This window comes from Streptomyces sp. NPDC055078 (assembly GCF_053607985.1).
In genome coordinates this window covers 19,105-31,089 of sequence record NZ_JBSGUP010000023.1, presented here as the reverse complement: position 1 = coordinate 31,089, position 11,985 = coordinate 19,105, and the positions used below count along the sequence as shown (strand labels likewise).

The 11,985-nt window shown below is 72.3% G+C and carries 10 protein-coding genes; 7 read left to right on the top strand and 3 right to left on the bottom strand.

From position 1 onward, the window contains the following. Nucleotides 1-27 precede the first annotated feature (27 nt). Nucleotides 28-2,571 carry a M14 family zinc carboxypeptidase gene (locus ACWF94_RS04035; RefSeq protein ID WP_453484428.1) on the top strand — a complete coding sequence of 848 codons (2,544 nt, stop codon included), beginning with the start codon at nt 28-30 and terminating at the stop codon, nt 2,569-2,571. Between the two features lie 348 nt (nt 2,572-2,919). After that, nucleotides 2,920-3,549: a class I SAM-dependent methyltransferase gene (locus tag ACWF94_RS04030; protein ID WP_453484426.1), complete on the top strand. Its 630-nt coding sequence runs from the start codon at nt 2,920-2,922 to the stop codon at nt 3,547-3,549. Between the two features lie 68 nt (nt 3,550-3,617). Here ACWF94_RS04030 and ACWF94_RS04025 read toward each other — a convergent pair whose 3' ends face one another. Then, nucleotides 3,618-5,138, bottom strand: a complete 1,521-nt coding sequence (locus tag ACWF94_RS04025; RefSeq protein WP_453484425.1) for an MFS transporter — start codon at nt 5,136-5,138, stop codon at nt 3,618-3,620. Between the two features lie 112 nt (nt 5,139-5,250). Here ACWF94_RS04025 and ACWF94_RS04020 point away from each other — a divergent pair, with 112 nt between their 5' ends. Then, nucleotides 5,251-5,793, top strand: a complete 543-nt coding sequence (locus tag ACWF94_RS04020) for a winged helix-turn-helix transcriptional regulator (protein WP_453484423.1) — start codon at nt 5,251-5,253, stop codon at nt 5,791-5,793. Nucleotides 5,794-5,915: 122 nt separating this feature from the next. On the opposite strand, the gene ACWF94_RS04015 is transcribed toward ACWF94_RS04020, so the two are convergent. Further along, nucleotides 5,916-6,935 carry an NADP-dependent oxidoreductase gene (locus ACWF94_RS04015; RefSeq protein WP_453484421.1) on the bottom strand — a complete coding sequence of 340 codons (1,020 nt, stop codon included), beginning with the start codon at nt 6,933-6,935 and terminating at the stop codon, nt 5,916-5,918. Between the two features lie 90 nt (nt 6,936-7,025). Here ACWF94_RS04015 and ACWF94_RS04010 point away from each other — a divergent pair, with 90 nt between their 5' ends. Beyond that, nucleotides 7,026-7,460, top strand: a complete 435-nt coding sequence (locus tag ACWF94_RS04010; RefSeq protein WP_453484419.1) for a MarR family winged helix-turn-helix transcriptional regulator — start codon at nt 7,026-7,028, stop codon at nt 7,458-7,460. Nucleotides 7,461-7,767: 307 nt separating this feature from the next. Next, a complete protein-coding gene (locus ACWF94_RS04005; protein WP_453484434.1) occupies nt 7,768-9,063 on the top strand; it encodes a serine hydrolase in 1,296 nt (431 codons plus the stop codon). Nucleotides 9,064-9,187: 124 nt separating this feature from the next. Here ACWF94_RS04005 and ACWF94_RS04000 read toward each other — a convergent pair whose 3' ends face one another. Continuing rightward, complete coding sequence (locus ACWF94_RS04000) at nt 9,188-10,036, bottom strand: SCO2400 family protein (RefSeq protein ID WP_453484418.1); 849 nt, start codon at nt 10,034-10,036, stop codon at nt 9,188-9,190. 140 nt (nt 10,037-10,176) lie between these two features. On the opposite strand from ACWF94_RS04000, the gene ACWF94_RS03995 reads away from it, so the two are divergent. Together ACWF94_RS03995 and ACWF94_RS03990 are read left to right on the top strand one after the other, a co-directional pair. Further along, nucleotides 10,177-10,758, top strand: coding sequence for a hypothetical protein (locus tag ACWF94_RS03995; RefSeq protein WP_453484416.1), 582 nt, complete (start codon nt 10,177-10,179; stop codon nt 10,756-10,758). A 155-nt stretch (nt 10,759-10,913) separates the two neighbouring features. Further along, nucleotides 10,914-11,957 carry a rod shape-determining protein gene (locus tag ACWF94_RS03990; RefSeq protein WP_453484414.1) on the top strand — a complete coding sequence of 348 codons (1,044 nt, stop codon included), beginning with the start codon at nt 10,914-10,916 and terminating at the stop codon, nt 11,955-11,957. Nucleotides 11,958-11,985 lie beyond the last annotated feature (28 nt).

The window sequence follows — 11,985 nt, the reverse complement described above, 5'->3', positions numbered from 1 at the left end:
ACCCTCGATCCCCGGAGGCACTTACGCATGGGCATCTCCAGACCCGCCCTGATCGCCACCGCCGCGTTCACGGCCGCCGTGCTCCTGGCGCCCGTACCCGCGACCGCTCTGCCCGGTGAGCCGACGCCCCCCGCCGGCCCCGGTCCCGTACGGGAAGAGGGCGCGACCGACTCGGCCCTCTCCAAGGCCCCGCTGTCGGCCACCAGCGATGCGCTGAAACGTCACTCCACGACCCTTCACAAGCCCGGCGGCTACCCCCGGCGGACCGTACTGAAGACGCCGCCCGTCAATGCGGCCGATAAGTCGATCAAACTCGGCCTCACTCCGTACCACTCGATCGCGCCGCGTCTGAACGAGATCCAGAAGCTCGGCAACCGGGTGAGTGTGGAGGTCGCGGGCAGGTCCGCCGGCGGCCACGAGCTGTATCTCGTCACGGTCACCGCGCCGGAGAGCGGCGGCCAGGCACGTGAGCAGGAGCGGATGCGGGAGCGGATCGAGAACTCCCCCGCGTCGGCCGCCCGTGACAAGCGCATCAAGTCCGGCTACAAGACGCCGGTCTTCATCAACAACAACATCCACGGCAATGAGTGGGAGGGCACCGACGCGGCCCTCAGACTCATCGAGGAACTGGCGAAGGCCAAGGACGCCAAGACGGCCGGGCTGCTGGCGAAGAACCGTATCTATCTCAATGTGACGGCCAACCCGGACGGCCGTATCGCCGGCACGCGCCCCAATTCCAACGGCTTCGACCTCAACCGTGACTTCATCACGGCGTCCCAGCCCGAGACCCGGGCGATCCGGCAGATCGCCATCGACAAGCAGCCCGCGGTCATGCTCGATCTGCACGGCTATGTCAACGGCACCCTGATCGAGCCGACGACCCCGCCGCACGGCGAGAACTACGAGTACGACCTCTTCCTGAAGAACGCCTACGCCAACGCGCTCGGCATGGAGAAGGCCGTCAACGGCCTCGGCTACACCCAGGCCAAGGACGGCGTCCTGCCCGCCGAGATCCCCTTCCGGGACCAGGCGGAGGGCTGGGACGACTGGCCGCCCATCTTCACCCCGCAGTACATGCCGTTCCAGGGCGCGGTGGCCTCGCACACCATCGAGTTCCCGATGCGGGTCAACGGCAGCTCGTACGAAACACTGCCGGTGGCGGAACTGCGCAGGCGCTCCGCCATCAACACCGATATCGCGGGCGCGGTGATGCGCTCGACGCTCGACTACACCCAGGCCAACCGCGCCTCGGTGATCGCCGACCAGATCGAGACATTCCGGCGCGGTGCCGCCGGTGAGGCCCAGCGCCCGATCTCGGAGGAGACCGTGCCGGGCGTGCCCGGGATCGGTCCGGAGGACGTCTACACGACGACGTTCCCGCGCGCGTATGTCATTCCGGCGGGCCGGGGGCAGCGCAGCAGCGTCGCGGCGGGCCGGCTGGTGGACCATCTGGTCGCCAATGACGTCAGGGTCGAGCGGGCGGTACTGCCGTTCAAGCTGGCGGGCCGGGCGTATCCGGCGGGTTCGTATGTCGTGGACATGAAGCAGCCCAAGCGCGGTATCGCCAATGTGATCCTGGCCGACGGCCGGGACATCAGCGCCGATGTCTCCGCGATGTACGACATCTCGGGCTGGAGCCTGGGGCTGCTGTGGGGCGCGTCCGTGGAGAAGGTCGCCGGTGGCGATCTGCGGGTCCTGGCCCGCCCGGTCAACGCCGCGTCGCCCACCGGCTCCGTGTCCCCGTACGGGGATCTGCGGCTGCGGCTGGACGACCCCAAGGAGTTCGCGGCGCTGAACTCGCTGCTCGCGCAGGGCGTCCAGGTGCGGCGTACGGCCGATGGCGCGGCGATCGTGCCCCGCTCGGCGCGCAAGGCGGCGGCCGAGGCCGCCGACCGGTTCGGCGTGGTCTTCGCCGGGACGTACGAGCGCGGGGTCGCGCCGCTGGAGCGCACCCGGGTCGCCGCCGCGGTGACGGCCGGTGAGCAGTTCGCGCTGCGCGAGATGGGCTTCGACGTGGTGCCGGTGTCGACCTCGGTCCTCAACGCGGGCTTCGACTGGTCCGGGGCCGATGTGCTGATGGTGTCGACCGGTCTGAACTACGGTGCGCTCACCCCCGCCGCCCGCGACGCCTTCCGGGCGAGCGGGGTCGCGGTGGTCGGCCGTGGCTCGGGCGGCGGCGCGTTCAACACCGCCGCCGGTCTGATCGCGGCGACGGCGGTCGCGGGCAACGGTGACGCCAACGGCGTGGTGCGGGTCGCCAACGCGGGCGGCGCGATCACCGGCGGCGCGGCGGCGCACTCCTTCGTCTACTCCCCGGTGTGGTTCACCGGCCTCGGCTCGGAGGTGCGCGCCGACCAGTCGTACGCCGACGGCAATCCGCTGGTGTCGGGCCACTGGCGGGCGTCCGCCAACGGTACGGGCGGCCCGGCGGACGCGGCGGGCAAGCCGTCGATCGTCAGCGGCACATCGGCGGCGGGCGTGCCGGTGGTGCTGTTCGGTACGGAGCCGCTGTTCCGCGACCACCCGAAGGGCGCGTTCGCCCAGATCGGGCGGGCTCTGCTGAACCGCTGAGCGGGCGGGTCGCCGAGGGCCGTATCCCCGTGTCGTACGGGGGTGCGGCCCTCGGGCGCGGCGGGGTGTCGGTGCGGGCCGTCAGGACTGCCGGGGCGGCGGGCCGTCGGGACTGCCGGGGCGGCGGGGCGTCGGGGCGGTGGGACTGCCGGCACGGCGGGGGCTGCGGGGCTGCGGGAGCCTGCCGGGTCGTGCGGAACGCCCGTCTCCTCCCCTCCCGTTTCCGGCGAACGCGTTGAAGACGGTCGTGAATGATGGAACGATTCCCGGGCCACCGGGTCGCCTGGACACGGGGCCGCCTGGCCACCGGGCCACCGGGTCGCCTGGCCAGGGAAGGAAGCCGCTTCGATGACCGAAGACCACCGTTCCGCGTCCGCGACGTTCGACGCCCTGGGCGCCGACTACGAGCGGGCCTTCGCCGGTTCGGCCACGCATCTCGCCTCGCTGGAGCGGCTGCTGGCCGGGCTCCCGCCGCGCAGCCGGGTCCTGGACGTGGGCAGCGGTACGGGGCGGCCGACCGCGCTGACCCTGGCCGACGCGGGCCATCAGGTGCTGGGGGTCGATGTGTCACCGGTCATGGTGGAACTCGCGACCCGCCAGGTGCCCGGAGCGTCCTTCGAGTGCGCCGACATCCTCGAACGACCGCTGGAGGCGGAGAGCTTCGACGCGGTCTGTGTGTACTTCTCGCTGCTCCAGATGTCCCGCGCCGATCAGTCCCGGCTGCTGCGGCGGCTCGGGCGGGCGCTGGTCCCCGGGGGCAAGCTGGTCGTCGCGACCGTGCCGATCGATGTGGAGGCGGCGAGCGGGGTGTTCATGGGGCAGCGGGTGGAGTTGACGAGCTTTGGCCCCGAGGAGTTCACCGCGCTGGTCAAGGAGTCCGGGTTCTCGATCCGGTGGGAGGGGAGCAGCCTGTTCACTCCGGACCACCCGGCGGCCGTGGCCGAGCCGCAGCTGTTTCTGCACTGCCGCCGGGGCTGAGCCGGCCGGCCGCGCTCAGGCAGGCCGCTCGGCCGGCCAGCCAGCCGGACCGCACCGCCCGCCGGGCCTCATGGGCGGTGACCGCGTGCGGCGGCGTGCCCTGAGTCACTGCTCGCTTGCCCGGGGACCCCGGTCTCCCCAGGGTCCCCGGCGTCACCCGTGTCGCCGGGGCCCGCTGTCCTCCTCGTGTCGGCTGTCTCCCCGGAGTCCGCCCGTTCACGGCACAGGGCGACCAGGACCGCGCCGCCGATCGCCAGCGCCCCGGCGATGACCGCCGCGTGGCTCATGCCCGTACCGAACTCCCGGGCGGTGCCGCCACCGCCGGGCGCGCGTGCCACGACCGCGGCGAAGAGGGCCACTCCCAGTGATGAACCGAGATAGCGCGCCGCGTTGTTCGCCGCCGACCCAACCGAGACCCGGTGCGGCGGAACGCTCCGTACCGCGAGCCCGGCGAGTGCCGCGTTGACCACACCGCTGCCGACCCCCGCCAGCACCAGTCCGGGCACCGGGCGCCACCACGGGGAGCCCGCGGTGATACCGGTCAGGGCGAGCAGACCGAGGCCGCACACCGCCAGTCCCGCCGCTGTCCGCTCCCGGTCGCCGAACCGCCGCCCGAACCGGCGTGCCTGGGGGGCGATCACACAGGACAGGCCGGACCAGAACGCCAGCAAACCGGCGCTCTCCAGCGGGTCGAGACCCAGCACGAGCTGGGCCGCGACGGGGACATGGGTCATCAGTCCGATCACCGCGACCCCGGTCACCAGGGCCCCGATGAGCGAGGCGGCGAACGGAGGGTGCCGCAGCAGCGCCGGTTCCAGGACCGGGTCGCCGACGCGCCTGATGACCACGGCGAACCCGGCGAGCAGCAGCAGCGCGGCGGCCAGCAGGAGCGCCACATGGGGGCGTGCCCAGCCGCCCCGGCCCTCGGTCAGCGCGGCCACCAGCAGCGAGATCCCGGCGCCGAGGGTGAGGGTCCCCACCGGGTCGAAGCGGCGCGGCGGTTCGCCGCGGGACTCCGCCAGGCCCACCGCACCCCAGCAAGCGACCAGCGCGGCGAGGGCCGCGATCACCCAGTACGCCGACCGCCAGCCTGCGGTCTCGGCCAGCAGAGCCGAGAAGACCGGACCGATCGCGATACCGCCGCCCACCATCGCGCCCCACAGCCCGGTGGCGCGCGCCCGCCGGGGGCCCGGCGGCAGGGCGTGGCCCAGCAGGCCGAGACTGGCGGCCAGCAGGGCGGCGCTCGCGACGCCCTGGACGACCCGGCCGGATACGAACACGAGGGTGCCGGGCGCGGTCGCGCACACCACGGACGCCGCTGTCAGCACCACGCCGCCGGTCACCAGCGTCCGCTTGCGGCCGTAGTGGTCGGCGAGCGCGCCCACCGCCATCAGCGAGGCCGCCAGCCCCACGCCGATGCCGCCGAGGATCCAGGTCTGCCCGGACGCGCCGGAACCCAGCTCCAGCACGATGAGGCGCACGGTCGGCACGGGCGCGGTGAAGTTGACGAGCACCAGCAGGGGTGCCGCGCAGCAGACGGCCAGGGTCATCCGGGCGGCTGACGGGCGCGCGCCCCGTTCGGTGGTCACTGCGCCCCCAGAGGTGGGTGTACCGGACACGCGAGACCTTAGCAGTTCATTGAACGAACCATCTAGTTCATTGAATGAACCAGTTCGTTCAATGAACTGCTAGGGTGCCCCGATGGGATTGGGACGCGGCTACGCGGGCCAGGACTGCTCACTGGCCCGCGCACTGGAAGTGACCGGGGAGCGCTGGACACTCCTGGTGCTCCGGGACTGCTTCTACGGAGTACGGCACTTCGGGGACTTCCGCGCCCATCTGGACATCCCGCGCGCCGTCCTCGCGGAACGGCTCAAGACCCTGGTCGCGATGGGAATCGTGGAGCGCCACCCCCATGCCACGGGGGTCGAGGTGGACTATGTCCTGACCGAGCGCGGCCTCGATCTGTGGCCAGCGGTGTTCGCGCTGGCGCGGTGGGGGGAGCGCTGGTTCGCTCCCGAAGGCAGCAGACGGCTCTTCGGCCACGCGGTGTGCGGCACGGACATCGGCGGTGACGGGCGGTGCCCGGCGTGCGACGCCCTGCCCCCGCCCGGCGACCTCGTCGTCCGGCAGGGGCCGGGCGCGGATGCCTCACTGCGTGACGACCGGGTGAGCGTGGGGCTCCGGGCGGGTCCGCACCGGCTGCTCACCGACCTCTTCCCGGAGCCCGCGCACACCCGCTGAGCCGGGCGGCTCCCGGGCCCCGCCCGCCGGACCCGGTCGGGGTCAGCCAGGCCCGGTCGGGGTCAGCCAGGCCCGGTCGGGGTCGGCCGAGCCCGGTCGGGGTCGGCCGGGCCGGCAAGAGGTCAGCCGCCGAGGGACACGAGCATCTTCCCGGTGTTCTCGCCCCGGAGCAGCCCGGCGAACGCGTCGTACCCGTGCTCGATCCCCTCGACGACCGTCTCGCGGTACTTCAGCTCACCCGAAGCGATCCAGCCCGCGACATCGCGGACGAAACGCGGCCGGAGATCGCGGTGGTCGCCGACGAGCATGCCCGTCAGCCGCAGCCGCTTGCCGATGAGCTGAACGAGATTGCGCGGGGCGGGCGTGGGCTCGGTGGTGTTGTAGAGGGAGATCATGCCGCAGATGACGGCGCGGCCATGGACGTTGAAGGAGGAGATGGCGGCTTCCAGATGCTCGCCGCCGACATTGTCGAAGTAGACGTCGATGCCGTCGGGCGCGGCCTCCTTCAACTGGTCCGCGACCGGCCCCTTCTTGTAGTTGAAGGCCGCGCTGAATCCGTACTCCTCGGTCAGCAGCCTGACCTTGTCGTCCGAGCCTGCCGAGCCGATGACGCGTGCGGCCCCCTTGATCCGGGCCAGCTGGCCGGCCTGGCTGCCGACCGCGCCCGCCGCGCCGGAGACGAAGACCGTGTCGCCCGCCCGGAAGGAGGCGACCTCCAGGAGACCGGCGTACGCGGTGAGCCCGGTCATGCCCAGCACACCGAGGTAGGCGGAGAGCGGGGCGAGGGAGGTGTCGACCTTGGCGGCGGAGGCGGCGGACACCTCGGCGTACTCCCGCCAGCCGAGACCGTGCAGCACCTGGTCGCCGACGGCGAAGCCCTCGGCGGCGGAGGCGATGACCTCGCCGACCGCGCCCCCGTCCATGGGGACGTCGAGCCGGAACGGCGGGATGTAGGACGGCACATCGTTCATCCGCCCGCGCATGAAGGGATCGACCGAGAAGTATCGGTTGCGCACGAGGACCTGGCCCTCGCCCGGCTCCCGCACCGGGATCTCCCGCAGGGCGAAGTCCTCCGCCCTCGGCCGGCCATGGGGCCGGGCGACAAGGTGCCACGCACGGTTGGTCGCGGGAAGAGCCGACATGCCTGTTACCTCCCAGGAAGGCTTCACTACCTAAAACAATAATGCGCCTTGATATTTCATGCTGTCAAGTATCGGAGTACGCTGGTCGCCATGGCCCCTTCCCGTACTGACCCGCTGACTCGCGAAGTCGTCGATCTCATCGGCACCGTCGTGGCCCGCTACTACGCGGAGTACGAGCAGGCCGCGGCCCAGCACTCGCTGACCGGCGCGCAGGCCCGGGTGCTGGGGCTGCTCACCCTGGAGCCGCTGCCGATGCGCCGGATAGCCCAGAAGCTCAAGTGCGAGCCGTCGAATGTGACGGGGATCGTGGACCGGCTCGAGCTGCGCGGGCTGGTGGAGCGCCGCCCCGATCCGCACGACCGCAGGGTGAAGCTGGCCGCGCCGACCGAGGAGGGCGCGAGTACGTCGCGGCAGCTCCGGGAGTCGCTGGAGTTCGCGCGCGAGCCGCTGGCCCAACTGTCCGACGAGGAGCGGACGGTGCTGCGGGATCTGCTGAAGCGGATGCTGGGCGAGGACATCGGCTGAACGCCGGCCGAGCGCGCCGACGGCCGGGCATCGGGTCAGCGCCCCGGGCGACCGCGTCGGCCGGGCACCGGATCAGCGCCCCGGTCGTCCGCACGGTCGACGTGGTACGCCGCCCCGGGACGCCCATGGGACGGCCATGGGACGGCCATGGGACGGCCATGGGCCGCCCCCGGGACACCCCGGGCCCCGCCACGGCGGGAGACTCCGGGACCCGGGCTCACCGTGCGGGGCCGCCGGGGCGGGCCTAGCCTGATGGAGGACTGTCGTCCTCGGGGGTGGCAGGAGGTCCCCCGTGAGGTTCTCGCAGATGCGCGGGCGCAGGGCGTGCGTCGCTCTGGCCACGGCCGGGATGCTGCTCGTACCGGCGTCCCCCGGGGTCGCGTACGGAGCCCCCGCCCCGGAAACCGGCGTCACCGCACAGCCCTCCCCGGGCACCACGCCCTCCCCGGACGCGACGGATGCCCCGGACACCCCGGACGCTTCAGACACCTCAGCCACCTCAGACACCGCCTTCCCCGAACTCACCCCCGCCGTCGCCGAACGCCTGGACAAGGCGGTCCGGGACGTCATGCGCGAAGCCGGGGTGCCCGGTGTGACCGTGGGGCTGTGGGCCCCCGGCAAGGGAAGCTATGTCCGCTCCTTCGGTGTCGCCGACAAGGCCACCGGAGCCGCCATGGCACCCGGTCTGTACATGCGGATCGGCAGCGAGACCAAGACCTTCACCGTGACCGCCCTGCTCGAACTCGTCGACCAGGACAAGGTGGGCCTGGACGATCCGATCGGGAAGTACGTCGACGGGGTCCCCAACGGCGACCGGATCACCCTGCGCCAGCTGGCCGGTATGCGCAGCGGACTCTTCAACTACTCCATGGACGAGGGCTTCTTCAAGGCCCTGACATCCGATCCCGAACGGCCCTTCACGCCCCAGGAGTTGCTGGACTACTCCTTCAAGCACCCGGTGCAGTTCGAGCCCGGCGCGGAGTTCGAGTACTGCAACACCAATCTGATCCTCCTGGGGCTGGTCGTGGAGAAGGCGGGCGGCCTGCCGCTGAACGAGTTCATCGCGGAGAACGTCCTGGAGCCCGCCGGACTGTCCCGCACCCTCTTCCCGACCGGCGCCGAGTTCCCCAGCCCGCACGCCCACGGCTATACGAACCAGACCGCGTCCGGCAAGACCGAGGACGCCACGGACTGGGACCCCTCCTGGGGCTGGGCCGCCGGCGCGATGATCTCCGATCTGCAAGATCTGCGCAGCTGGGCCCGGACGCTGGCCACCGGCACCCTGCTGACCCCCGAGACCCAGGCCGAACGGCTCAAGACCGGCCCGACGACCATTCCGGGCGCCGGATACGGACTGGGCATCTTCAATGTCCAGGGCTGGATCGGCCACAACGGCTCACTGCCCGGCTACGAATCCCTGACGGTCTATCTCCCGGAGCCGCGGGCGACGATGGTGGTGCTCCTCAACACGGACATCACCCACGACCAGGCGGAGCCCAGCACACTCTTCGGCAAGGCGATCACCGAGATCGTGACGCCCGATCATGTGTACAACCTGCCGGTCCAGCCGGCCAAGCCGACGACGCCGACCCCCTCGGGGTGAGCCGTGCGGCCGAGCAGTCCGGCGATCCCTCCGGCGATCCCTCCACCTGAGCAATCCGGCTGAGCAATCCGGCTGAGCAATCCGGTTGAGCAATCCGGTTGAGCAATCCGGTTGAGCAATCCGGCTAGATGCACCACCACAGGAAGGGCTCACAGTCCTCGGTGGGGTCCGGATCCGGGGTCGGGGGCTTGGCCGGTGGTGGTGCCGGACGGCTCGTACGCCCGGGTGCCGGCGTCTCGCGCGGCCCGCCGGACGCGCCCGGCGCGCTCGGGCGGTGCGACGACGGCCGCTCCGATACGGAGGGGGTACCCGTCGTGGCGGGCGGCGCGGTGCGCGAGGCACCGGAGCGGCCCGCGGCGGCCGGGGTGCCGCTCCTGGTGACGGAGCGGACCGGTCGGGTGGAGCGGGGTGAGGTCCCCTGCGGCTTCTCCGTCGCCCCGTCCGGGCGCTCGGGCGGCTCGCCCTCCCGGGTGGGCTCCGGGGCGGGGTCCGTCTCGACCCGGGTCGACTCCTTCACCGAGGTGGCGGGACCGTCGTCGCCCGGACCGTCCAGGATCAGTTCGGCGAGGCCCAGCGCACCGGCCGCGACCGCCAGACCGACCGCGGAGATCAGCACCTTGCGGCCACGACGGCGGCGGCGGGCGCGACGGGGCGGGCGCTGGGCCCGCCGGTGGTTCCGGGGCTCGGCCGGCCCGCCGTGGCGTGCGACGAGCAGGTCTTCCGCTAAGGGGCGGGATACGGGCCCGGCGTACGCGTCCGGAGCGTCCGGAGCGTCCGGCACAGATACGGGCCCGGCGTACGCGTCCGGAGGGTCCGGCGCAGGGGACACGTCGGCTGGAGCGGACGCGTCGGGCGCTTCGGGCACGCGGGGCGCGGCCGGGCCGCGCCGTCCCACCTCGGTGGCCGGGGTACCGCAGCCCGCACAGGCAAGGGCTCCGTTGAGATGTCGTCGGCACTGATGGCAATAATCCATGGCGCCCATAAGCTATGGGGCCGACGGGGCCAGAGGTGAACGGCCCTGTGAGGATGTTGTGTACGGCCTTCACCTCACGGGTGAACCCGCTTCATAGAGTTGACGCCCTCTCCGCCGCGCGGCCCGGCAGGATGTCGGACATGACCGCTGCCGAACTCCTCGGACCCCTCGACTTCCAACTCATACTGCTGCGCCGGATGGCCGACTTCCACCCGGACCTGGTGCAGGACGCCCGCCGGGAACTGGGCGCGTCGACCACCCGTATGCGCGAGGCGAACCGCCGCTGGCAGGCGATGGTCCACTCGCGGGGCGCCCGCGGCCCCCTCTCCCGCTACCGCTCGGTCCTCGGTCCCCCCGAGCGCTCCGAACGCCGCCGTATCGGGGACCTGGAGTGCGACGCCCTGCTCTGGCCGGTCCCGCTCTGGCCCGATCTCCGCTTCGAGGTCCTCACCGCGGCGAAGGGCGGCGCGATCTGGAACGCCTGGCTGGTCCGGGCCCCGGGCGCCCCCGCCCCCGGACTGCGTACGGCGGACGACCTCACCCCCTGGTCCTGCACGGTGGACGAGGCGGCGACGGCGTTCGCCCCGGCCATGCCGCTGGAGGGATCGGCGCCCACCCTCTGGGGGCTGTCGCTGACCCTCCCCTCGGGTGACAGCCCCGGTGCCCCGGCCGAGCGGCGCATCGCCGAGTTCTGCTGGGGCCTGTTCCAGCGCGTCCGCTGAGGGCTGGAGCGCGAGAACACCATGGCCGCCGAGGCCCGGATGGGGTAAGGGAGCTGGCGGAGCGTCAGGCGGGTAACCCGACCGGCTCACCCAGCGCGCGCGAGGCCGCGTACGGCCGGACGATTCCCTCATGGACCGTACCCGGGAGGATCGCCGTGACCGTCAGTCTTGAGCAGTTGCGCCGCTGCCATGTAGCCGTCGACCTGGGCGCCGCCCGCACCCGGGTGTTCGTCAAGGGTGCCGGGCTCGTCGTCGACGAGCCGAGCGTCGCCGCCGTGAACACCCGTACCGGCGCGCTCATCGCCGTGGGAGCGCTGGCCGAGAAGATGACGGGCCGCACACCCGACTACATCCGCGTCGCCCGCCCCGTCTCCGGCGGCACCGTCGTGGACATCGAGATGGCGCAGCGCATGCTCCGGCACCTCCTCGGCGAGAAGCTCCGCAGACAGCTCCGCCGCAAGCCCCGGTTGCGCGCCGCCGCCTGCACCCCTCATCTGAGCGATCCGCTCGCCCAGCGCGCCGCCGTCGAGACGCTCGTCGGCCTCGGGGCACGCAGGGTCGAACTGGTGGACACACTGATCGCCGCAGCTGTCGGCTGCGGGCTCCCCGTGGAGCAGCCGACGGCGACCATGATCATGGTGTGCGGTGCGGCGACCACCCAGATCGCGGTGCTCTCGCTCGGTGCGATCGTCACGGCGGTGCGCATCCCCGTCGGCGGCAACGCCATCGACCACGCCGTCATCCAGCATCTGCGCACCCAGCACGAGCTGATGCTGCCGAGTCAGTCGGTACGGCCGCTCCAGCTCGCCCTGCACGGCAACGGCCTCACCTCCCAGGGCCCGGAGTCGACGGAGATCCACGGCCGGGACGTGGCGACCGGTCTGGCGCGTTCCGTCCACGTGGACACCGCCGCCGTACGGAACGCGATCCACACCCCCCTCACCTCGGTCCTCGACGGCATCGGCAAGGTGCTGCGGGACTGCCCGCCCGACCTGGTCGCCGACCTCGCCGACCGGGGGATCATGATGGTCGGCGGCAGCGCGCTGCTCCCGGGGCTCGACCAGATGCTGCGGGACGCGACCGGGATGCCGGTGCAGATCGCCGAGCGCCCCGACATCTGCGCCGTACTGGGCCTCGGTGCGATGCTGGAGGGCAAGATCCAGCCACTTGTCCTCAACCCGCTGGCCGAGGTCGACTAGGTCGCGGGGCCGTAGGAGCGAAGGCCAT